The sequence below is a fragment of the Xanthomonas sp. F14 genome (genome assembly GCF_014199865.1).
In genome coordinates, this window is record NZ_JACHOM010000001.1 from 897,533 (window position 1) to 920,551 (window position 23,019).

The following is a 23,019-nucleotide window of genomic DNA, read 5'->3' on the forward strand; positions in this document are numbered from 1 at the left end:
GGGCGGATGCGGGCCAGCACCAACGACGGGCAGGGCGTTCGCGCACCGGCCCGCTAAAAATTAGAAGTACATGCGTCCTGGGAGGGAGCACCATGTCAGTGCAACATCGCCACATTCCGGCAAGCCGGACTGTGGGTCAGCGTTCGATCCGTGATTTCCGCCGCTCCGTGATGGCCCTCAGTGTGGCCACGCTGTTGAGCACGCAGGCCTACGCGCAGGACGCGACCACCACAGCCACCCCGGCTCAGGACTCCACCACCCAGCAGCTCGACACGGTGCAGGTCACCGGCACGCGCAGCAGCGTCACCAAGGCGCAGCTGGTCAAGCAGAACGCCGAGCAGATCGTCGATTCCATCGTTGCCGAAGACATCGGCAAGCTGCCCGACAACAACGTCGCCGAGGCGCTGCAGCGCATCTCCGGTATCCAGATCTCGCGCAACTACGGCGAAGGCAGCTCGATCGCCATCCGCGGCCTGACCCAGGTGCGCACCGAACTCAATGGCCGTGACATCTTCACCGCCAACGATGGCCGTGGCCTGAGCTTCGAGGACGTGTCGGCCGAACTGCTCGGCGGCGTCAACGTGTACAAGAATCCCTCGGCCGACATGATCGAAGGTGGCCTGGGCGGCACCGTCGACCTGCGCACGCGCCTGCCTTTCGACTATGACGGCCGCAAGATCGCCGGCAGCGTCCAATACAACTATTACGACCTGGCCGACGACGGCAAGCCGGCGTTCTCGGGCCTGTTCAGCGATCGCTGGCAGACCGGCATCGGCGAGATCGGCCTGCTGGTGAACTACTCGCAGCAGAAGAGCCCGTTCCGCCAGGACACCATCTCGATCGAGCCGTGGTACACGCAAACCGATCTGCCGGGCTATGAAGGCCAGGGCGTGTCGGTGCCGCACGGCGCCGGCATCAACACCACCATCGGTGAGCGCGAGCGCAAGACCGGTGCGTTCGCGATGCAGTGGCGTCCGAACGATTCGGTCGAGGTCTACACGCAGGTGCTGCGTTCGGATTACGACTTCAGCTGGCACGACTATTCGTTCTTCGCCCTGACCGGCGCCAACCCGATGCAGGGCTTGCCGGGCATCCAGGTCAACGACCGCAACGAGTTCGTCAATGGCTCGTTTCAGAACGTGCCGACCGAATCCAACACCAGTCTGACCGAGCGGCATTCGGTGACCACCGATTACTCGCTGGGCGCCAAGTGGACGGTCAACGAGAAGCTGACCCTGAGCACCGACTTCCAGTACGTCGATGCCACCACCAAGGGCACGCGCTACATCGTCGCCACCGGGCAGGACACCAGCCCGCAGTTCAACGTCGACTTCCGTGGCGATCTGCCGCGCCTGTCGGTGACCGATGCCAGCGGCGCGGAAGGCTATCTGGCCGATGCCAACAACTACGACGGCTGGCGCTGGCACCTGGACAACAAGGACGACAACAAGGGCACCGAGTTCGCCTGGCGCGCCGACATGGACCTGGCCTTCGACAGCGACTTCGTGCGCAGCTTCAAGGCCGGTGTGCGTTACACCGACCGCGATGCCGAGACCAAGGGCAATATCTACCGTTTCATGTGCATCAACGATTGCTCGGGCACGCCGTTCTCGCAGTACCCGACCATCGGTCTGGTGACCAACCCGATCACCGACTTTTTCCGCGGTGAGAGCAGCACCTTCGGCCGCACGCTGACGGCTGCCGACTCGGCAGTGGCCAACTACGAGCAGACCCTGGCTACCTTCGGCGCCAGCCCGCTGGAATTTGCGCCCAACAACATCAATACGCAGAACGAGAAGACCTACGCGGCCTATGGCGTGCTGCGCTTCGGCGTGGACAGCGACTCGATTCCGTTCGACGGCAACATCGGCGTGCGCGTGGTGCGGACCGAGGTGGGCTCGCAGGGCGTGCGCACCGGAACCGACAGCGAAGGCGGCGGACTGATCCCGGTGGATGCGCAGCAGACCTATACCGACGTGCTGCCCAGCTTGAACCTGCGCTGGATGCTGAGCGATCAGCTGCAGTGGCGTTTTGCGGCCTCGCGCGGCATCTCCCGTCCCACCTTCGACCGGCTCAACCCAAACCTGAGCCTGAGCACCGGCACCTCCAATGGTGCCTCGACCTTCACCGGTACCGCGGGTAACCCGAGTCTGGAAGCGGTCAAGGCCGACCAGTTCGACACCGCGCTGGAGTGGTACTTCGGCCAGGGCTCGATGATGTACGGCACCTTGTTCTACAAGAAGGTCGAAGGCTTCATCGCCAATGCCGTCTTCAACGAGGTCTACGACGGCCAGGTCTGGCAGATCACCCGTCCGGTCAACGGCGATGCCGGCAAGATCCGCGGTGCGGAACTGGGTTATACGCAGTTCTTCGACTTCCTGCCGGGCTGGTTGAGCGGCTTCGGCCTGCAGACCAACTACACCTATGTCGACAGCGAGGCGCCGAGCCCCACCGCCACCGACACCAACGGCCAGGCGCTGACCGTGCCGCTGGAAGGTCTGTCCAAGAACAGCTACAACGCGATCCTCAGCTACGAAACCTCGCGCTTCCAGGGCCGTGTGGCCTACAACTGGCGCAGCGACTGGCTGGTGACCACCGCGGGCAACGGCACCGGCAACCTGCCGGTCTACAACAAGGGCTTCGGCCAGCTGGATGCCTCGCTGCGTTTCAACATCAATGATGTGTGGTCGATTTCGCTCGATGGCGTGAATCTGCTCGATACCCGTCGCGAAAGCTATCTGGGCACCGAGTCGCGCTACCGTGACTTCGTGATCAACGATCGTCGGTATGGCCTGACATTGCGGGCCAGCCTGTAGAACGCGCCGTAGGAAGTGCGTCTCCGGTCCGGCGAGCTGTGCAGGCAGCCCGTCGGGCCGGTGTTTTTCCTATCGACGGCAGGCCGTCGATCGCAAGAGGAGCCGGAGGAATGATCGCTGTGATCGATCCGCCTACTGTGCGCCGCGTTACCGCAGCGATGTGGCCGGTCCGTGTATGGCTGGCACTGCTGGTGCTGTTGTCGCTTTCGATCCTGCCGCTGCAGGCCGCCGATCCGGCGTCCCAGGGGCCTTACCAATGGCGCAGCGTCGCCATCGGCGGTGGCGGATTCGTCACCGGTGTGCTGTTTCATCCCGCCGAGCGCGACCTTGCGTATGCACGTACCGATGTCGGTGGTGCGTACCGCTGGGATGCGCGCGCGCAGCAGTGGGTGGCACTGACCGACTGGCTGGGTGCCGACGACTGGAACCTGATGGGGATCGACGCATTCGCGGTCGATCCTGCCGACCCGCAGGCGCTGTATCTGGCTGCAGGTACTTACATGCACGAGCGCGCCGGCAATGCCGCGGTGCTGCGCTCGTTCGATCGCGGCCGCAGTTTCGAGCGTGCCGAGTTGCCGTTCAAACTCGGCGGCAATCAATTGGGCCGTGCCAATGGCGAACGGCTGGCGGTGGACCCGCACGATGGCCGTGTGCTGTTGCTGGGCTCACGCGATGCAGGGCTGTGGCGCAGCGACGATCGCGGCGCGCACTGGGCGCGGGTGGATGCATTTCCCGCCGAGGCAATGGCGGGCGCGACGGCGCGCAATCATGTCGGACGCGAGCAGGCGGTGGGCATCGCCTTTGTCGTCTTCGATGCCGCCAGCGGCCGCCCCGGCCGTCCGACCCCGCGCATCTATGTCGGCGTGTCCACCGCGCAGACCAGTCTGTATGTTTCCGACGACGCCGGCCGCAGCTGGTCGGCAGTGGCCGGGCAGCCCAAGGGCCTGCGTCCCAGTCATATGGCCGGCGGCAGCGATGGGCAGTGGTACCTGAGCTACGGCGACCAGCCCGGGCCGGACCTGATGGCCGGCGGCGCGCTGTGGAAATACACCCCGGCGCAGGGGCGCTGGACCGAGATCAGCCCGATCGCGCAGCCGGCCAGCGGCGATGGTTTCGGCTGGGGCGCGGTGGCGGTGGATCCGCAACAGCCGCAGGTGCTGCTGGCCAGCACCTTCCGCCGTCGTAGCCCGCGCGATGAGCTATTCCGCAGCGTCGACGGCGGGCGCAGCTGGACGCCGTTGCTGGCGGGCGCGCAGTTCGATCACAGCGCAGCGCCGTGGACCGCGCAGGCCACGCCACACTGGATGGGCGCGCTGGCGATCGATCCGTTCGACAGCAACCACGCGCTGTTTGTCACCGGCTACGGCATCTGGGCCTCGCGCAACCTGCAGGATTTCGCCAGGCAGCAGCAGCCGTTGCAGTGGTGGTTCCAGGATCGTGGGCTGGAAGAGACCGTGCCGCTGGATCTGCTGAGCCCGATGCAGGGCGCGCACCTGCTCAGTGCGCTGGGCGATATCGACGGCTTCCGGCACGACGATCTGGAGCGTGCGCAGCTGCAATACGCCGGTCCGCGCCTGACCAATGGCGAGAGCATCGATGCCGCCGGGCAGGCCGCGCAGTGGGTGGTGCGCAGCGGTACCGTGCGCGATCGCCGCAACAACGAGATCCGTGCGCTGTACTCGCGCGATGGCGGCGCGCAGTGGACGGCGTTCGCCAGCGAGCCGCCAGCCGGGCAGGGCGCCGGCAACATCGCCATTGCCGCCGATGCATCCCATGTGGTGTGGGCGCCCGAGAAAGGCGGCAACTGGCGCACCGCCGATTTCGGCAAGCACTGGCAACGTGTGCAGGGCCTGCCCGAGACAGCGTTGGCGGTGGCCGATCGCGTCGATGCGCGGCGCTGGTATGCAGTGGATACCGCCAGCGGGCGCTTGTACGAGAGCCGCGATGGTGCAGCGAGCTTTCGCGACACCGGTGCACAGGCCGGCAACCCGGCGCGCGACGAACGGGCGCGCCCGCAGCTGCGCCCGGATCCGTGGCGGGCGGGGGTGGTATATCTGGCCAGCCCCGCGCTGGGCGTGATGCGCTGGCAGGATGGGCGTTTGCAGACCTTGTCCAGGCCGGATGAGGCGCGTTCGCTGGGCATCGGCAAGGCACTGCGCGATGGCGCACCGCCGGCGCTGTATCTGGCCGGCCGCGTGGATGGAGTGGACGGCGTGTTCCGCTCCGACGATGAAGGCGCGCACTGGTTGCGCATCAACGACGACGCGCACCGGTTCGGCAAGCCCTACAGCGTCACCGGCGACCCGCGCCTCCCCGGGCGCGTGTACTTCGCCACCGGTGGGCGTGGCATCTTCTACGGCGATCCACGATGAGCGCTGCGTCCCTGTGCGCGTCATCGCGCTGTCTTACCGTGTACGGCGGCATGCGCCGTCGCATCGCTGCGCGCCGAGTGGCCGCGCCGACCCTGGAGATCACTGCATGACTGTTTCCCTCATCCGTCGTGGCTGCCTGTTGGGCCTGGTGCTCGCCAGCCCTGCTGCATTGGCGCAACCGAGCCTGCCGTTGTTGTTCGCCGATGGCGCGGTGCTGCAGCGCGACCAGGCGATGCCGGTGTGGGGCTGGGCCACGCCCCATGCCGCCATCACGGTCAGCTTCGACGGCAAGCGGGCCACCGCCAAGGCCGATGCCAAAGGCCAGTGGAAGGTCAGCCTGCCCGCACACAAGGCCGGCGGCCCCTATGTGCTGAGCGTGCAGGGCGACGGCGGCGAGTTGCAGGTGCGCGATGTGCTGGTCGGCGATGTGTGGCTGGCCAGCGGTCAATCGAACATGGAGTGGCCGCTGGCGCAGGCCAGCGATGGCCCGCAGGCGGTGGCGGCGGCCAACGACCCGCAGTTGCGGCACTTCAAGGTGCCCAAGTCGTGGTCGCTGCAGCCGGAAGCGCGCCTGACCGGCGGCGACTGGAAGTCCGCCACGCCGGACAACGCCGGCGAGTTCACCGCAGTCGGTTATTTCTTCGCCAAGGAGCTGCGCGCCAGCACCGGCGTGCCGATCGGCATCGTCAACAGCACCTGGGGCGGCAGCGCGATCGAGGCGTGGATGGATGCGGCCTCGCTGGGCCTGGATGCCGGGCAGAACCAGGGCGCGATCGAAGCGATCAAGCAGCGCGATGCCGCTGCGCAGGCGGCCACCGGCAAGCGCATCGCGCGCTGGCCCAAGGTGGATGGCGAGATGCCGCAGTGGCGCGAAGCGACATTCGACGACAGCGACTGGGACAGCATCCCGACCACCCAGCAGTGGGAATCCAGCGGCTATGACGGCATGGACGGGATCGCCTGGTATCGCACCACGGTCACCCTGAGCGCTGCCGAAGCCAAGGCCGGCATCACGTTGGGCGTGGGACAGATCGACGACTCGGACATCACCTACGTCAATGGCCAGCAGGTCGGCACGACCGAAAAGCAGTGGAACCTGCCGCGCGTCTACAGCGTGCCGGCTTCGGCCTTGCATGCAGGGGTCAACCACATCGCGGTGCGGGTGGAAGATCTCAGTGGCGGTGGCGGCATGCATGGTCCGGACGAGCAGCGCTTCGTGCAGACCAGCGCCGGTGCCAAACGCGCGTTGGGCGGCTGGAAATTCCGCCCGGCCGCCGTGCGTGTATCGCTGGTCGACAACAAGAATCAGCTGCCCACGCTGCTGTACAACCAGATGATCCATCCGCTGCAGCCGTTCCCGGTCAAGGGCGTGATCTGGTACCAGGGCGAAACCAATGCCAGTGACACCGGCGCGGTGAAGTACCGTGAACAGTTCGCCGCGATGATCCAGCAATGGCGCGCCGAACGTGGCGCGAAAACGCTGCCGTTCCTGTGGGTGCAGCTGGCCAACTTCAAGGCCGGCGGCGACAAGGGTGAGCTGAGTCCGTGGGCACTGTTGCGCGAGTCGCAGTCCAAGACGCTGGCGCTGCCGGCGACCGGGCAGGCGGTGATCATCGATATCGGCAACCCCACCGATATCCATCCCACCAACAAGCGCGATGTCGGCCATCGCCTTGCGATTGCTGCACGTCATGTGGCGTATGGCGAAACGCTGGTGTACAGCGCGCCGGTGTTCAAGCAGGCGCGCTTTGCCGATGGTCAGGCACTGCTGAGTTTCGATCTGCAGGGCAGTGCCTTGCAGGTGCGTAATGGTGGCGAAGTGCAAGGCTTCCGCGTCGCCGGTGCCGACAAACACTTCCATTCGGCTACCGCGCGCATTGAGGGCGATCGCGTGATCGTGCGTAGCGACGCGGTGGCTGCACCGGTCGCGGTGCGCTACGGCTGGAGCGAAAACCCGGACGACGCCAACCTGGTCAATCGCGAACAGCTTCCCGTTTCCCCCTTCCGCACCGATACCTGGTGACACGGAGTCCTATGTCCATGCATTCCCCCGTTGCACGTGTGATCGCTTCTTCCCCTGCACGCCGTTGCCTGCGTCCGCTGCTGCTGTCCGCGCTGACGCTGGCCCTGGCAGCGTGCCAATCCGGCGAGCAGAACGACCAAGCCAAACCGGCCGCAGTCGCACCGACTGCCGGTAGCGCAGCGACCGCGCCTGCCACGGCAGCGGCGCCGGCTGCGCAGACGCCGATGCCGCAGTTCGTCAGCAAGGACGGCAAACACGCATTGATGGTCGATGGTGCGCCGTTCTTGATCCTGGGCGCGCAGGTCAACAACTCCAGCAACTATCCCGGCGTGATGGACAAGGTGTGGCCGGCGATGCAGGTGCTGGGCCCCAATACCGTGCAGGTGCCGATTGCCTGGGAGCAGGTCGAGCCGGAAGAAGGCAAGTTCGATTTCTCCTTCGTCGATACGCTGCTCACGCAGGCACGCGAGCACAAGGTGCGGCTGGTGCTGCTGTGGTTTGCGACCTGGAAGAACAACGGCCCGGCGTACGCGCCGCACTGGGTCAAGACCGACAACCAGCGCTTTCCGCGCGTGGTGACGCGCGAGGGCAAGGCGATCGGGTCGCTGTCGCCGCATGCGCAGGCCACCCTGGATGCCGACCGCAAGGCCTTCGTCGCCTTCATGCAGCACCTCAAGCAGGTCGATCCGCAGCACACCGTGATCATGATCCAGCCCGAGAACGAGCCGGGCACCTACGGCAGCGTGCGCGACTTCTCGCCGATGGCGCAGAAGCTGTTCGACGGCCCGGTGCCGGAAGAGCTGCTCAAGCGCTTGAACAAGCAGCCGGGCAGCTGGGCACAGGTGTTCGGTGCCGATGCGGACGAGATCTTCCATGCCTGGTCGATCGGTCGCTACATCGACCAGGTGGCCGAAGCCGGCAAGGCCGAATACCCGCTGCCGATGTACGTCAACGCCGCACTGCGTGGCCCGTTCAATCCCGGCCAGCCCGGCCAGTACGCCAGCGGCGGCCCCACCGACAACGTGCTGGATGTGTGGAAGGCCGCCGGCCCGCATATCGACCTGCTGGCGCCGGACATCTACATGCCCGAATACCGTACCTACACCACGGTACTGGAGCGCTACGCCCGCCCGGACAATGCGCTGTTCGTCGCCGAAACCGGCAACCGCCCGGAATACGCGCGCTATCTGTTCCCCACGCTGGGCCACGATGGCATCGGCTGGTCGGCGTTCGGCATGGACTACACGCGTTATTCCAACTATCCGCTGGGCGCCAAGCACGTCAACGCAGAAACCCTGGCCCCGTTTGCGCTGGGGTTTGAGCTGGTCAAGCGCGGCATGCGTCCGTTCGCCAAGGCCGCGTCCGAAGGCAAGCTGCACGGCACGGCCGAAGAACCCGGCCAGGCGGTGCAGGAGCTGCAGCTCAACGAGCGTTGGGGCGCCACCATCACCTACGGCGTGCCGCAGTTCTGGTTCAAGGGCGAGCCGCCGGGCAACCCCGAGCCGATCGGCGCGGCCTTGATCGCCGAGCTTGGCCCGGACGAATTCCTGGTCACCGGCTACCACGTGCGCGTGACCCTGCATCCGGCCAGCGAGGCGACCGCCAACATGCTCTACGACCGCGTCGAGGAAGGCGTGTACGACGGCAGCGACTGGAAGTTCGAGCGCAACTGGAACGGCGACCAGACCGATTACGGCGTCAATTTTTCCAGCGCGCCGCAGCTGCTGAAGATCAAGCTGGCCACCTACAAGTAAACCTGCACGGCCACTTGCTGCGCAGCCAGATCGCTGCGCAGCAGGCCCGCTTCCAGGTCGAACGCAATGAACCCATGCGTTGCCGCCCCCGCGGCAGCGTTTCGTAATTCCAAGGGAGTGAACATGCAAACCATCAACCGTTCCGCCGGCCATGCGCCTGCCACCCGACTTACACCGCTTGCGCAGTGCCTGGCGTTGTCGCTGGCCTTGCTGGCCAATGCCGCGCACGCGCAGGAAGTGCGCAAGGCCGCCGATGGCGTCACCGTGGTGCCGAGCGCCAAGGGCGCCGCACCGGTGCGTCTGCAGGTGGTCGATGCCGGCATCATCCGCGTCAGTGCCGACCCGGACGGCGACTTCGCGCGCAGCCCCAGCCTGATGCGCGTGCCGGTGCAGGGCGATGGCAACTTCCAGCTGGCCGAGCAGGGCGACAGCGTGCAGCTGAAGACCGGCAAGGTCACCGCCACCGTGTCCACCGTCGATGGCCATGTCAGCTTCGCCGATGCCAATGGCAAGCCGGTGTTGTCGGAGGTTGCCGGCGGGCGCAGCTTTGCGCCGCTGAAAGTGGAGGGCAAGCAGTACCTGAGCGTGCGTCAGCGCTTCCAGTCGCCCGACGACGAAGCGCTTTACGGCTTCGGCCAGCACCAGCAGGGCTGGATGAACCAAAAGGGCCGCAACATCGAGTTGCAGCAGAACAATATCGACATGGCGGTGCCGTACCTGGTGTCCAGCCGCAACTACGGCCTGCTGTGGGACAACAACTCGATCAGCCGCCTGGGCGACCCGCGCGGCCTGCAGCCGCTGCCCAAGACGTTGAAGTTGTACGACGCCAAGGGCAAGGCCGGTGCGCTGACCGCGCGTTATGCGATCAACGGCAAGCAGATCGTGGAACGCCGCGAGAGCGAGGTGAACTACCAGTACCTCAGCGACCTGACCAAGTATCCGAAGAAGGCGATCACCAAGGACAAGGACAGCCGCATGCAGGTCACCTGGGAGGGCGAGATCGAAGCGCTCACCGGTGGCGAGCACACCTTCTCGCTGTATTCGAGCGAGTACGCCAAGCTGTACGTGGACGGCAAGCTGGTCGTCGATCGCTGGCGCCAGAACTGGAACCCGTGGAATCACGAGTTCACGCTGGATCTGGAGCCGGGCACGCGCCACACCGTCAAGGTCGAATGGGACCTGATCGACCCCAGCTACATCGCGCTGCTGCACCGCGACCCGCTGCCAGCCGCCGAAGCGAAGGACCTGTCGCTGTGGTCAGAAGCCGGCCAGATGATCGACTACTACTTCGTCTCGGCCGATTCCTACGATCAGGCCGTGGCCGGCTACCGCGAGCTCACCGGCAAGTCGGTGATGCTGCCCAAGTGGGCCTACGGCTTCTGGCAGAGCCGCGAGCGTTACAAGAGCCAGGACGAGTTGGTCGGCGCGGTGGCCGAATACCGTAAGCGCAAGTTGTCGCTGGACAACATCGTGCTCGACTGGTCGTACTGGCCCGAGAATGCCTGGGGCTCGCACGATTTCGACCCGCAGCACTTCCCCGATCCGGACGGCATGGTCAAGGCGGTGCACGACATGCATGCGCAGATCATGATTTCGATCTGGCCCAAGTTCTATCCCACCACCGCCAACTACAAGGAACTGGACGCGGCCGGTTTCATGTTCAAGCGCAACGTGGAAGTGGGTGAGCTGGACTGGATCGGCAAGGGCTACAAGAACTCGTTCTACGATCCGTATTCGGAAAAGGCGCAGGCGATCTACTGGCGCCAGGTCAACGAAAAGCTCAACAGCAAGGGCTTCGATGCGTGGTGGATGGACGCCGACGAACCGGACGTGCATTCCAACCTGGACATCGGCGAGCGCAAGGCGCGCACCACGCCCAACGCGCTGGGCTCGTCCACCGAATACTTCAACTCCTACCCGTTGCCGCACACCCATGGCGTGTACGTGGGCGACCGTGCGGCCGACGACAAGCGCGTGTTCATCCTCTCGCGCAAGGGCTACGCCGGCACCCAGCGCAATGCGGTGGCAGTGTGGAGCGGCGACATCGTCTCGCGCTGGGACGACATGCGCGACCAGATCTCCGGTGGCGTCAACATGGCGCTGTCGGGCCTGCCCAACTGGACCTTCGACATCGGCGGCTTTGCGGTGGAGAAGCGCTACGAGAACCAGGACCCGGCACACCTGCCGGAATGGCGCGAACTCAACACGCGCTGGTTCCAGTTCGGCGCATTCGTGCCGATCTTCCGCTCGCACGGCCAGTTCCCGTACCGCGAGATCTGGAACATCGCCCCGGAAGGCACGCCGTTCTACGACAGCATGGCGTACTACAACCGCCTGCGTTACGCGTTGCTGCCGTACATCTACAGCCTGGCCGGCGACACCTATCAGCGCGATGGCGTGATCATGCGCGGCATGATGATGGACTTCCCGAACGACCCCAAGGTCCGCGACATCAACGACCAGTACCTGTTCGGCCCGGCCTTCCTGGTCGCACCGGTGACCCGCTTCGGCGCCACCTCGCGTCAGGTCTATCTGCCGGCCGGCAGCAGCTGGCTGGATTTCGCCACCGGCAAGCGCTATGAAGGCGGCCAGAGTATCGAGGCGGCCGCGCCGATCGAGCGCATGCCGTTGTTCGTGCGCGCCGGTTCCATCGTGCCGACCGGCCCGGTGCAGGAATACGTGGATCAGAAGCCGGATGCGCCGCTCACCGTGGTGGTCTACACCGGCGCCGACGGCCAGTTCTCGCTGTATGAGGACGACGGCAAGGGCTACGGCTACGAGAAGAGCGAGTTCAGCCGCATTCCGCTGCGCTGGAACCAGGCCAAGGGCGAGCTGAGCATCGGCAAGCGCGAAGGCAGCTGGACCGGCATGCAGGCCAAGCGCACCGTCAATGTGCGCTTTGTCGACGGCCCGCGCGAGGACGCCGGTGCGCTGGAGCCCAGGACCGATGCCAGCATCCAGTACGACGGCAATCCGGTCAGCGTGTTGCAGCGCAAGATTGCGTCCGGCAAAGCGCGTCGTCGATGATCGCAACTCGTTGTCAGTCAGTGAGTGCGCAGATGCCGGATCGCCGCAAGGCTCGGGCGTGCAGGTCCGGTCATGCAGCACGGTGGTGCACGTGCTGACCCGCAGGGAAGTCTGCAAGGCAACCGGTGCCGCACTCGCGGCGCTGGGCGCTGCGCCGGCTGCGTCCGTCATTGCTGCGCCGGCCAAGGCTGCCGGCGAGCAATCGCTGCCTGCCGTTGCTGCGGGCGATGCCTTGCAGCTGTGGTACCGCGAACCGGCCAACGAATGGGTGCAGGCGCTGCCGGTCGGCAACGGCCGGCTGGGCGCGATGGTGTGGGGCGGCATTGCCCACGAGCGCCTGCAACTCAACGAGGACACGCTGTACGCAGGTGGCCCGTACGATGCCACCAGCCCCGACGCGCTGGCGGCCTTGCCACAGGTGCGCGCGCTCGTGTTTGCCGGGCGCTATGCCGAAGCCGAAACCCTGGCCGACGCCAAGATGCTCTCGCGTCCGCTCAAGCAGATGCCGTATCAACCGCTGGGCGATCTGTTGCTGGATTTCGATCGTGCCGACGGCATCAGCGAGTATCGCCGCCAGCTCGATCTGGATACCGGCGTCGCCACCACCACGTTCCGCTCCGGCGGTGCTGTGCACAAGCGCGAAGTGTTCGTGTCGGCACAGTCGCAATGCATCGTGGTGCGCCTGTCCTGCGATCGGACACGCGCGATTTCCTTGCGCGTGGGCATCGACAGCCCGCAGACCGGCGCGGTCACGGTGGAGCAGGACGGGCTGCTGTTCAGCGGCCGCAACGGCAGCTTCGCCGGCATCGACGGCAAGCTGCGTTTTGCCTTGCGCGTGCTGCCGCAGGTCAAGGGCGGCACGCTCAGCGGGCTGCGTGACCGCCTGCGCATCGAGGCCGCCGATGAAGTGGTGCTGCTGCTCACCGCCGCCACCAGCTACCAACGCTTTGATGCAGTCGATGGCGATCCGTTGGCATTGACCGCAGCAAGCATGCAGAAGGCCGGCAAGCTGGACTATGCCGCACTGCTGCGTGCGCATCTGGCCGATCACCAGCGGCTGTTCCGGCGCGTGGCGATCGATCTGGGCACTAGCGAGGCGGCGGCACTGCCCACCGACGAGCGCGTGCAGCGTTTTGCGCAGGGCAACGACCCGGCGCTGGCCGCGTTGTATCACCAGTTCGGCCGTTATCTGCTGATCTGCAGCTCGCGGCCCGGCACCCAGCCGGCCAATCTGCAGGGCATCTGGAACGACCTGATGCAGCCGCCGTGGGAAAGCAAGTACACCATCAACATCAACACCGAGATGAACTACTGGCCCAGCGAGGCCAACGCGCTGCACGAGTGCGTCGAACCGTTGGAATCCATGTTGTTCGATCTGGCCAAGACCGGCGCGCACACCGCACGTGCGATGTACGACGCACCGGGTTGGGTGGTGCACAACAACACCGATCTGTGGCGCCAGGCCGGGCCGATCGATGGCGCCAAGTGGAGCCTGTGGCCGATGGGTGGCGTCTGGCTGTTGCAACAGCTATGGGACCGCTGGGATTACGGCCGCGACCGTGCCTATCTGGACAGGATCTACCCCTTGTTCAAGGGCGCGGCGGAGTTCTTCGTCGCCACGCTGGTGCGTGATCCGCAGACCGGCGCGATGGTGACCAACCCGTCGATGTCGCCGGAAAACCAGCATCCGTTCAACGCTGCGCTGTGTGCCGGCCCCACCATGGATGCGCAGCTGCTGCGCGATCTGTTCGCCCAATGCATCGCGATGAGCAAGCTGCTCAGGGTCGACGACGCCTTCGCGCAACAACTGAGCACGCTGCGCGAGCAATTGCCGCCCAACCGCATCGGCAAGGCGGGGCAATTGCAGGAGTGGCAACAGGACTGGGACATGCAGGCGCCGGAGATCCATCACCGTCACGTCTCGCATCTGTACGCCTTGCATCCTTCGAGCCAGATCAATCTGCGCGATACGCCCGAGCTTGCCGCCGCAGCCAAGCGCACGCTGGAAACGCGCGGCGACAACGCCACCGGCTGGGGCATCGGCTGGCGGCTGAATCTGTGGGCACGGCTGGCCGATGGCGAGCATGCCTACCGCATCCTGCAACTGCTGATCTCGCCCGAGCGCACCTACCCGAATCTGTTCGACGCGCATCCGCCGTTCCAGATCGACGGCAACTTCGGCGGCACCGCCGGCATCACCGAAATGCTGCTGCAAAGCTGGGGCGGCAGCGTGTTCCTGCTGCCTGCCTTGCCCAAGGCATGGCCGCGCGGCAGTGTGCGTGGCTTGCGCGTGCGCGGCGGTGCCAGCGTGGACCTGCACTGGGAGGGCGGCCGCCTGCAGCAGGCACGCGTGCACAGCGAGCGGGGCGGGCGCTATCAACTGTCTTACGCAGGGCAGACCCTGGACCTGGAACTGGGTGCCGGCCGCACCCGGCAGGTGGGCCTCAACAACAACCGATTGGTGACGCAATGAGCTTGTACGTAGGACTGGATGTGGGCACGCAGAGCGTCAAGCTGGTGGCCTACGACCCACAGGAGCGCGCCGTGGTCGCCACGATCGCCGCGCCGATGGAACTGATCAGCCGCGACGACGGCACCCGCGAGCAACAGGCGCAGTGGTGGATCGACGGCATCGTGCATTGCTTCGCGCAGCTCGATGGCGAGCAGCGTGCGCAGGTGCGTGGCATCTCGGTCTCCGGCCAGCAGCACGGTTTCGTGCCGGTGGCCGCCGATGGCAGCGTCACCGCACCGGTGAAGCTGTGGTGCGATACCAGCACCGCACTGGAATGCGAGGAAATCATGGATGCGGTAGGCGGCGCCGCAGGCAGTGTGGCCACCGCCGGCAACCCGATCATGGCCGGCTACACCGCCTCCAAGCTGCCGTGGACGCGCAAGCATCGCCCCGAGGCGTATGCGGCGATGACCACGGTGATGCTGCCGCACGACTACGTGAACTTCTGGCTCACCGGCGAGCGCTTTGCCGAAGTCGGCGATGCCTCCGGCACCGGCTGGCTGGACGTGCGCACGCGGCAGTGGTCCGAGCGCATGCTCGGCGCGGTGGACGCGCAGCGCGACCTGCGCGAGGCACTGCCGCCGTTGGTGGAGACCGGCGCGGTCTATGCCTTGTCCGACGCCGCCGCCGATGCCTTGAATCTGCCGGCCGGCGTGCGTGTCACCACCGGCGGCGGCGACAACATGATGGCCGCCATCGGCACCGGCAACGTGGTGCCGGGACGCCTGACCATGAGCCTGGGTACCTCGGGCACCTTGTTCGCCTACGCCGATCACCCGGTGGTGGACGACGAGGCACGCTGGGCCGCGTTCTGTTCGTCCAGCGGCGGCTGGCTGCCGCTGATCTGCACCATGAACTGCACCGTCGCCACCGAGGCGGTGATGCGCATGTTCTCGATCACCCGCGAGCAGACCGACGCCTTGATCGCGAGTACCACGCCGGGCGCCGATGGGCTGGTGCTGCTGCCGTTCTTCAACGGCGAGCGCACCCCGGACTTGCCGGCCGCCCGCGGCTGCCTGTTCGGCATGGACCTGCACAACACCACCCCGGCGCATTTCTATCGCGCCGCGATGGAAGGGGCGACCTACAGCCTGCGCAACGGCTTCGATGCCTTCGTTGCGGCGGGTCTGCAGTTCGACACCATCCTGCTCACCGGCGGCGGCAGCAAGAGCGCGCAATGGCGGCAGATGGTGGCCGATATTTTCAACCTGCAGGTCGTGGTGCCGACCCAGCCCGAAGGCGCTGCCTTCGGTGCCGCGCTGCAGGCCTTGTGGGCCTGCGATCGCGATGACGGCGCTACGCACGCGTTGTCGGATGTGGTGCTGGAGCATCTGCAGGTGGACGACAGCCTGTCGGCGCGCCCGGATCCGCAGCGCGTGGCCCAGTATCAGCAGCACTACCAGCACTTCCTCAAGCACCTGCATGTGGTCAGCCCGCTTTACGCCGGCTGATCGACACGCTTTCTACAACTCCCCCAGCAGCAAGGACATTCCACCCCATGAGCAACACCGTCTACATCGGCGCCAAGGAATATTTCCCCGGTATCGGCAAGATCGGCTTCGAAGGCCGTGACTCGGACAACCCGCTGGCGTTCAAGGTCTACGACGCCAACAAGCAGGTCGGCGACAAGACCATGGCCGAGCATCTGCGCTTTGCCGTGGCCTACTGGCACAGTTTCTGCGGCAACGGCGCCGATCCGTTCGGCCCGGGCACGCGCGCGTACCCGTGGGATATCGGCAACACTGCGTTGAATCGCGCCGAAGCCAAGGCCGATGCCGCGTTCGAATTCTTCACTAAGCTCGGCGTGCCGTACTACTGCTTCCACGACATCGACCTGTCGCCCGATGCCGACGACATCGGCGAGTACCAGAGCAACCTCAAGCACATGGTCGGCATCGCCAAGCAGCGCCAGGCCGACACCGGCATTAAGCTGTTGTGGGGCACCGCCAACCTGTTCTCGCACCCGCGTTACATGAATGGTGCGTCGACCAATCCTGATTTCAATGTCGTCGCGCGTGCGGCGGTGCAGGTCAAGGCCGCGATCGATGCCACCGTCGAGCTGGGCGGCGAGAACTACGTGTTCTGGGGCGGCCGCGAAGGCTATGCCTGCCTGCACAACACCCAGATGAAGCGCGAGCAGGACAACATGGCGCGCTTCTTGACCCTGGCACGCGACTACGGCCGCGCGATCGGCTTCACCGGCAACTTCCTGATCGAGCCCAAGCCGATGGAGCCGATGAAGCACCAGTACGACTTCGACAGCGCCACGGTGATCGGCTTCCTGCGCCAGCACGGCCTGGACCAGGACTTCAAGCTCAACATCGAAGCCAACCACGCCACGCTGTCGGGCCACAGCTTCGAGCACGACCTGCAGGTGGCATCCGATGCCGGCCTGCTCGGCAGCATCGATGCCAACCGCGGCAACCCGCAGAACGGCTGGGATACCGACCAGTTCCCGACCGACCTGTACGACACCGTCGGCGCGATGCTGGTGGTGCTGCGTCAGGGCGGGCTGGCACCGGGCGGACTGAACTTCGATGCCAAGGTGCGCCGCGAGTCGTCCGACCCGCAGGATCTGTTCCTGGCGCATATCGGCGGCATGGACGCGTTCGCACGCGGGCTGGAAGTGGCCAATGCGCTGCTGACTTCCTCGCCGCTGGAGCAGTGGCGCGCCGAGCGTTACGCCAGTTTCGACAGCGGCGCGGGTGCGGATTTCGCCAACGGCAGCAGCACGCTGGTGGATCTGGCCAAGTACGCCGCCGGCAACGAACCCAAGCAGCTCAGCGGCCGTCAGGAAGCCTACGAGAACCTGATCAACCAGTATCTGACCCGTTGATGTCCCGTGGCCGGCGGCGCACTGCGCGTCGCCGGCCGATGTCGGCCGCCCCCGTGGCCGCTCCCTTGCATGCTTCCAGGTGAATCCATGTCCAGTGTCTCCGTAAACGGCGCCCCCGATGCCGGTGAGAACACCCGTTTTATCGTCCTGATCAGTTGCGTAGCCACGATCGGCGGTTTTTTGTTCGGTTTCGATAGCGGTGTGATCAACGGCACTGTCGACGGCCTGAAGCAGACCTTCAATTCCAGCGCCGCCGAGACCGGGTTCGAAGTCGCCTCGATGCTGCTGGGCTGCGCCATCGGCGCCTTCTTTGCCGGCCGTCTGGCCGACCGCTGGGGCCGCCGTGCGGTCCTGATCATTTCTGCGGCACTGTTCCTGCTCTCGGCCATTGGCGCCGGTGCCTCGCACAGTTCCGGCTTCTTCATCTTCGCTCGCGTGATGGGCGGCTTTGCGGTGGGCGCCGCCAGCGTCATCTCGCCGGCCTACATCGCCGAGGTCGCCTCCGCGCGCTATCGCGGCCGGCTCGCCACGATGCAGCAGATCGCCATCATCAGCGGGCTGTTTTGCGCATTCCTGAGCAACTACCTGCTGGCCAACGCCGCCGGTGCCTCCACCGAGCCGCTATGGGCCGGGCAGGCCGCCTGGCGCTGGATGTTCTGGATGCAGGCGGTTCCCTCGCTGCTGTTCCTGTTGCTGTTGCTGGTCATCCCGGAAAGCCCGCGCTACCTGGTGGTCAAGGGCCGCCGCGAGCAGGCGCTGGTGGTGCTGAAGCGGCTATACGGCAACGCCGCCGCGCAGACCAAGCTGGCCGAGATCTCGGCCTCGATGTCGGCCGACCAGCACAAGCCCAAGTTCTCCGACCTCATCAACAAGGCCACCGGCAAGATCCGCCCGATCGTCTGGATCGGCGTGGGCCTGGCGGTGTTCCAGCAACTGGTCGGCATCAACGTGGTGTTCTATTACGGCGCGGTGCTGTGGCAGGCGGTGGGCTTCTCCGAGCAGGACGCACTGCTGATCAACGTGCTCTCCGGTGGCCTGAGCATCGGCGCCTGCCTGGTCACGGTGATGCTGGTCGACAAGATCGGCCGCAAGCCGTTGCTGTGGATCGGCTCGGCCGGCATGGCGGTCTCGCTGGCCCTGGTGACCTATGCCTTCGCCACCGCCTCGCTGGACCCCAACGGCAAGCTCGCCATGTCCGATGCCATGGGCATGCTCGCGTTGGTGGCCGCCAACGTCTACGTGGTGTTCTTCAATGCCTCGTGGGGCCCTGTGATGTGGGTGATGCTGGGCGAGATGTTCCCCAACCAGATCCGCGGCTCGGGCCTGGCCATTGCCGGCGCCGCGCAGTGGACCTCCAACTTCGCCATCACCGTCAGCTTCCCGATCCTGCTCGGCAGCATCGGCCTGGCCGGCGCGTACGGCATCTACACCGTCGCCGCCTTCATCTCGGTGTTCTTCGTGCTCAAGTACGTCTACGAGACCAAGGGCAAGGAGCTGGAGCAGATGGAGGGCTGATCTGCTCCGTTATGCGGATATCGGCATGGAAGACGAACAAGGCCGCGCACTGCGCGGCCTTGTTCGTTAATGGTCTTGCCGGGACCTTGCCGATGTCTCGCATGCCTGCATCGCTGCAGGCGCCCCAATCGCGCTGGCTGTCATCGTCGGGCTGGATTGGGTGCATTCGTCGTCTCGTGACTGCCTGCTGCTCCGGCCTGTGCTGTGTCAGGCGACCTGATTCCCATGTGGCCCAACGCACCACCAAAGTGCAATGCGCGTCTTCAACGGCGATAACCGCCTGGGAGGGCACCGGCTCTTTTTGCAAATTGTGCGCCACCGCTATACTCCACCAGGCAGTTTCCCTCCAGACTAGGGCGAATCGTGGAACCAAGGAGTGGTGGTATGGCGGTAGCTAAAGAGCTTGTCAGGGGCATGCTGATCAGCGTGTGCTACTGCCTGGTGTTTCTGATGCTTTGGCGTTTTTCCCTTGATCAGTGGTACCTACCAGTTGGTTTGCGGGTTGTTACCTTGCTCTATCGACCTTATCGGGAGTGGCCGTTTCTGTTGGCGGGGGACGCCGCAGCGATGTTGTTCCTGCGGATTCCTTTGGGCGAGCTTCAGGGGTTCAGCCCGCTCTGGTCGTATTTGAGCCCCCTATTGCACGCGCCCTTGATCGCCTGTGCGATTGGACTGCTGCGTTACCGCGCTCCTTACATCGTCAAGCGGGAGCAGTGGCTTGTCCCCGCGGCTCTCGCGCTAGCGCTTTGGAATGCGTTATGCAGCCTGTTATTGAATGGGCTGCTCGGTGGGCCGCCGATCTACCCTGTAATAGACCTGCTGTTGCGATATGGGGCGGGCAGCTATCTCGGCGTGCTCACCCTGTTGTTGCCGGTAATGTTGTGGGCCAATTGGAATGAGAGCCCTGTGCGTTCCAGTTTTCCGCGGGATGTTGGTGTCGCTGTGGTTGTTGTCCTCAGCTTCTTCTTCACTCTTAGTGTCCTGAATGATCCATCGATTCGAAACGTTTTGATGGTCGCGATGCTCGTACCGATGGTGGTACTGACTTTCAGGCATGGGTGGAGAGGGAATGCCTTAGGGGCGCTGTTGGCAAGCTTTGCGCTTGAGTTCTCGATGCCTAAGGTGTATCAGCTCGGGTTCTTTGATCAGGCTGTTTTCAATATCCAACTGCTTTATGCGTTTGTGACGACGATTCTGTTTGTCTTCAACGCCCGTCTGCGTGAGCCTGCCCGCGGCGGTATATCGAATCAGTCGAAGGATGATATTTATACCTTTGGTCGCGCAAGTTACGCCAGCGCCGAGCGCCTGTTGCGCAATCGCGTGCTTGAATACTCCGACATCAATGTGCAGATCAATCGGATGCGCAAAGATGTGGTGGCCGATTTGAGAGCAAAAGGGCAGCATTCGGTTGCGATGGAGATGACACGAGTGGGTGTTATCGAATCGCAGCTGTTGCAGCAATATGTGGCTGCATTGTATCCGTTGGAAATAGAAACGCATGGGTTGTATCAAGCGCTATGTTCGCCGGCGCTTGAGCGCTTCTGCGCTTCCAAGTTCCAATGTGTGTTTCGTGGCGACTGTAGGAGCCTGTCTTTGGAGCTACAGTTGAGTGCCTATCGCAGTGTGCTCAATTGCGTCGAGATTCTGCCTCCGGCTGGTAGGCATTTCATCCAGGTGCGTGCATGGATAGCGAGGGAGACGCGTGGTGTTGCAGTGCGTGTTATTGCTGATTCCTCATCGGTTGACGCGGTACGGCGCGACTCGAATGACGTAGAAGCAGAACTGAAAGCAAGATTGAAAGCGCATGGCGGCATGTTTCATCGCCGCCATGCATTGGTTCTGACATTCCTGGTGGCTGAAGCCAATCCCGTACTGGTCAGGGAGACACGATCCACTGATCCCCAGTTGCTCCGCGCCGTGTGAGCACTGTGAAGTTTCTTGTCTTATAGACAAGTTGGGCTTGATTGATCTGGGCTGCATCGTTTGCAGTCAGCTCGCTCAGGCTTGGAGCTGAGGAGATTTTATTTTTCTTGGGCAATACAACGCGATCCACATCCTTGCCCATTGGTAGGGTCCATAGAGCGTCATCCACCCGGGCGACGACAGCGTGGACCACACCGGTGACGTCGTTGATTTGCAAATATGTCACGCCATCACGATGGAACTCGTAGATGGCAAGCGAGGAGTCCATAGCGAGGTTGGCTGCCTTGGGATTGCTATCGCCAAGCCCGACGGCGGGCGCGCCGATGCCGCCACTGGGGCAGCAATCAGCCATCGCCGCGCTCGATGCGAAGAGTCCGATGATTAAACAAAAAGCCATAGGCCAGGTTTTTGCGTTCTTCATGATTTTGCCTTCCCCCTGCATGGGGCAACTCCGCCTGCGATTCAGGCGCTTATACGTTACGTGTTGAATGGCAGATTTTGTTGATTGTTTGTCGCAGAAAATCGCTGCGGCATACCGTCCGCCGATCAGCGAGGAACAGTCAACCGCATCCGCTGTTACCTGGACCTATCCGGTCAGGCGTGATGTGCAGTGCTGGAGCGCGCGCGCTATTTAGCGGCTCGGCTCGAGTTCGCCACCGGCACGTTCAAACCATCCAATCACTCGCCGGTGATGAGATTCGCCCCAACGACGCAAGAACTGCTGGGTGTGGTGGTCGCTCAGATCGCGCAGGCTTGCGATTCGTTGGGTGATGAAAGGGGCGGTCAGTGGCTGGGCGCAGTCGACTTCGATGCAGTGGCGCCAGGCGGTATAGCTGTCGGGGATGACGGGCGACATCGTGGCGCTCTTCGGTAAAAGTGAACGTGAGGGCAGTGGCGGGGCACGGCGGGCTTGATTTTGCGCAATAAGTGTTACTTTATAACACTTCATCCATCGTTCGTCCGGTCACGCCGTGTCGCGTTCCTTGCCGCAGAGTGTCGTTTGCCTGGTCACCATGCCGAACCGTCCGTGCTCGAAGTGGCGCGGTGGCCACGTCGATCCTCCGGGGTTGGCTCGATGAGGCGGCGGCAGGTGTTGCACGCCGTCGGTGCCGCCTTGGTGCTGTCGCCGCACCTGGTCCACGCGCAGCCGCAGCCGCTGCTGCGCAGTTGCAATCTGCAGCGTCAGGGCGCGGGACTGCGACTTCGGCTCGCATTGAGTACGCAGGTCGCCTACCGCAGCTTCAGCCTGTCCAATCCAGCGCGCTTGGTCATCGACCTGCCGGGCGTTTCGACGCAACCACCGCAGATCGATCCATTGCCTGACGATCTCGCGGTCGTCGCCATCCGTAGCGGCTCGCACGGCGATGGGCTGCGCGTGGTGCTCGATCTGGCGCAGCCGCTGACAGCCACGGCGCGCTGGGAGGATGGTGCACTGGTGGTCGATCTTGCTGCTGTGTCCGGCACTGCGTCGTTGTCCGCGGCCGATCCGACCGAGCCGGCCGTTGCGGCGGCTGCGCCCACGCGCTCCCGCCTGCATCCCTACGTGGTCGCCATCGACGCCGGTCACGGCGGCAAGGATCCCGGCGCGGTCAGTGCCGATGCGCGCTACGAGAAGCATGTGGCCATGGCGGTCGCGGGGCGGCTGCACCAGCGCCTGGCGGCCGATCCGCGTTACCGGCCGACCATGATCCGCAGCGATGATCGCTTCGTGGCGTTGCACGAGCGGGTGTTGATCGCCCATCGCCGCAATGCCGATCTGTTCGTGTCCATCCATGCCGATGCTGCGCCCAGCAGCCAGGCGCGCGGCGCGTCGGTGTTTGCCTTGTCGCAGAACGGCGCCAGCTCTGCATTGGCGCGCTGGATCGCCGACAGCGAAAACGCCGCCGACGACATGGGCGACAGTACGCGCCGTCTGCGGGTGCCAAGCAACCCGGTGTTGTCGCAGGTGCTGGCCGACCTGTCGCTGAGCGGCACCATCGCCAGCAGCGTGGCGTTCGGCAAGGTGATGCTCGGGCGGCTGCAGCAGGTGACGCGGCTGCATCAGGACCAGGTCGGGCAGGCCGGCTTTGCCGTGTTGAAGTCGCCGGATATTCCGTCGCTGCTGGTGGAAACCGGCTTCATGAGCAATCGCGACGATTGCCGGCGGCTGTGCGGCGATACGCATCAGGACGAACTGGCGCACATGCTGCATGCCGGTATCGACGATTACTTCCAGATGTTTCCCGGTCGCGCCTGAGGCGC

The 23,019-nt window shown here is 64.7% G+C and carries 13 protein-coding genes; 11 read left to right on the forward strand and 2 right to left on the reverse strand.

What is annotated here, in order from left to right:
* The first annotated feature begins 92 nt into the window (after positions 1–92).
* From GGR73_RS04035 to GGR73_RS04080, 10 genes are all read left to right on the forward strand, one after another.
* The gene (locus GGR73_RS04035; RefSeq protein ID WP_184455738.1) at positions 93–2,816 is read left to right on the forward strand and encodes a TonB-dependent receptor; all 2,724 of its coding nucleotides are present in this window, start codon (positions 93–95) and stop codon (positions 2,814–2,816) included.
* A 110-nt stretch (positions 2,817–2,926) separates the two neighbouring features.
* Positions 2,927–5,188 (forward strand): cellulase, encoded by a 2,262-nt coding sequence (locus tag GGR73_RS04040; RefSeq protein ID WP_184455740.1) that lies wholly within the window; start codon positions 2,927–2,929, stop codon positions 5,186–5,188.
* A gap of 106 nt (positions 5,189–5,294) precedes the next feature.
* On the forward strand, positions 5,295–7,211 hold the full coding sequence (locus GGR73_RS04045; protein WP_184455742.1) for a sialate O-acetylesterase: 1,917 nt from the start codon (positions 5,295–5,297) through the stop codon (positions 7,209–7,211).
* 83 nt (positions 7,212–7,294) lie between these two features.
* Complete coding sequence (galD, locus tag GGR73_RS04050; protein ID WP_456362935.1) at positions 7,295–8,965, forward strand: GH35 family beta-galactosidase GalD; 1,671 nt, start codon at positions 7,295–7,297, stop codon at positions 8,963–8,965.
* A 123-nt stretch (positions 8,966–9,088) separates the two neighbouring features.
* Entirely contained in the window at positions 9,089–11,992 is a 2,904-nt protein-coding gene (locus tag GGR73_RS04055; RefSeq protein ID WP_184455746.1) for a TIM-barrel domain-containing protein, read from the forward strand.
* A gap of 91 nt (positions 11,993–12,083) precedes the next feature.
* Positions 12,084–14,465: a glycoside hydrolase family 95 protein gene (locus tag GGR73_RS04060; protein ID WP_184455748.1), complete on the forward strand. Its 2,382-nt coding sequence runs from the start codon at positions 12,084–12,086 to the stop codon at positions 14,463–14,465.
* Positions 14,462–15,955 carry a xylulokinase gene (xylB, locus tag GGR73_RS04065; RefSeq protein ID WP_024939776.1) on the forward strand — a complete coding sequence of 498 codons (1,494 nt, stop codon included), beginning with the start codon at positions 14,462–14,464 and terminating at the stop codon, positions 15,953–15,955. The genes GGR73_RS04060 and xylB overlap by 4 nt, the downstream gene beginning before the upstream one ends.
* A gap of 47 nt (positions 15,956–16,002) precedes the next feature.
* Positions 16,003–17,340, forward strand: a complete 1,338-nt coding sequence (gene xylA, locus GGR73_RS04070) for a xylose isomerase (protein ID WP_046342382.1) — start codon at positions 16,003–16,005, stop codon at positions 17,338–17,340.
* Between the two features lie 87 nt (positions 17,341–17,427).
* A complete protein-coding gene (locus GGR73_RS04075) occupies positions 17,428–18,855 on the forward strand; it encodes a sugar porter family MFS transporter (protein WP_016904374.1) in 1,428 nt (475 codons plus the stop codon).
* 384 nt (positions 18,856–19,239) lie between these two features.
* Positions 19,240–20,778: an MASE1 domain-containing protein gene (locus GGR73_RS04080; RefSeq protein WP_065032301.1), complete on the forward strand. Its 1,539-nt coding sequence runs from the start codon at positions 19,240–19,242 to the stop codon at positions 20,776–20,778.
* Here GGR73_RS04080 and GGR73_RS04085 read toward each other — a convergent pair.
* Both GGR73_RS04085 and GGR73_RS04090 read right to left on the reverse strand, forming a co-directional pair.
* On the reverse strand, positions 20,732–21,220 hold the full coding sequence (locus GGR73_RS04085) for a hypothetical protein (RefSeq protein WP_456362914.1): 489 nt from the start codon (positions 21,218–21,220) through the stop codon (positions 20,732–20,734). The two genes, GGR73_RS04080 and GGR73_RS04085, sit on opposite strands and share 47 nt — an antisense overlap.
* Positions 21,221–21,409: 189 nt before the next feature.
* On the reverse strand, positions 21,410–21,634 hold the full coding sequence (locus tag GGR73_RS04090; RefSeq protein WP_046342384.1) for a hypothetical protein: 225 nt from the start codon (positions 21,632–21,634) through the stop codon (positions 21,410–21,412).
* Positions 21,635–21,853: 219 nt separating this feature from the next.
* Here GGR73_RS04090 and GGR73_RS04095 point away from each other — a divergent pair, with 219 nt between their 5' ends.
* Positions 21,854–23,014, forward strand: a complete 1,161-nt coding sequence (locus GGR73_RS04095) for an N-acetylmuramoyl-L-alanine amidase (RefSeq protein ID WP_126966410.1) — start codon at positions 21,854–21,856, stop codon at positions 23,012–23,014.
* Positions 23,015–23,019 lie beyond the last annotated feature (5 nt).

Excerpts from the sequence above, each read along its gene's own strand:
- GGR73_RS04035 (WP_184455738.1), top strand. The coding sequence starts at position 93 with ATGTCAGTGCAACATCGCCACATTCCGGCAAGCCGGACTGTGGGTCAG.
- GGR73_RS04040 (WP_184455740.1), top strand. The coding sequence starts at position 2,927 with ATGATCGCTGTGATCGATCCGCCTACTGTGCGCCGCGTTACCGCAGCG.
- GGR73_RS04045 (WP_184455742.1), top strand. The coding sequence starts at position 5,295 with ATGACTGTTTCCCTCATCCGTCGTGGCTGCCTGTTGGGCCTGGTGCTC.
- GGR73_RS04055 (WP_184455746.1), top strand. The coding sequence starts at position 9,089 with ATGCAAACCATCAACCGTTCCGCCGGCCATGCGCCTGCCACCCGACTT.
- xylB (WP_024939776.1), top strand. The coding sequence starts at position 14,462 with ATGAGCTTGTACGTAGGACTGGATGTGGGCACGCAGAGCGTCAAGCTG.
- xylA (WP_046342382.1), top strand. The coding sequence starts at position 16,003 with ATGAGCAACACCGTCTACATCGGCGCCAAGGAATATTTCCCCGGTATC.
- GGR73_RS04075 (WP_016904374.1), top strand. The coding sequence starts at position 17,428 with ATGTCCAGTGTCTCCGTAAACGGCGCCCCCGATGCCGGTGAGAACACC.
- GGR73_RS04080 (WP_065032301.1), top strand. The coding sequence starts at position 19,240 with ATGGCGGTAGCTAAAGAGCTTGTCAGGGGCATGCTGATCAGCGTGTGC.
- GGR73_RS04085 (WP_456362914.1), bottom strand. The coding sequence starts at position 21,220 with ATGCAGGGGGAAGGCAAAATCATGAAGAACGCAAAAACCTGGCCTATG.
- GGR73_RS04090 (WP_046342384.1), bottom strand. The coding sequence starts at position 21,634 with ATGTCGCCCGTCATCCCCGACAGCTATACCGCCTGGCGCCACTGCATC.
- GGR73_RS04095 (WP_126966410.1), top strand. The coding sequence starts at position 21,854 with ATGAGGCGGCGGCAGGTGTTGCACGCCGTCGGTGCCGCCTTGGTGCTG.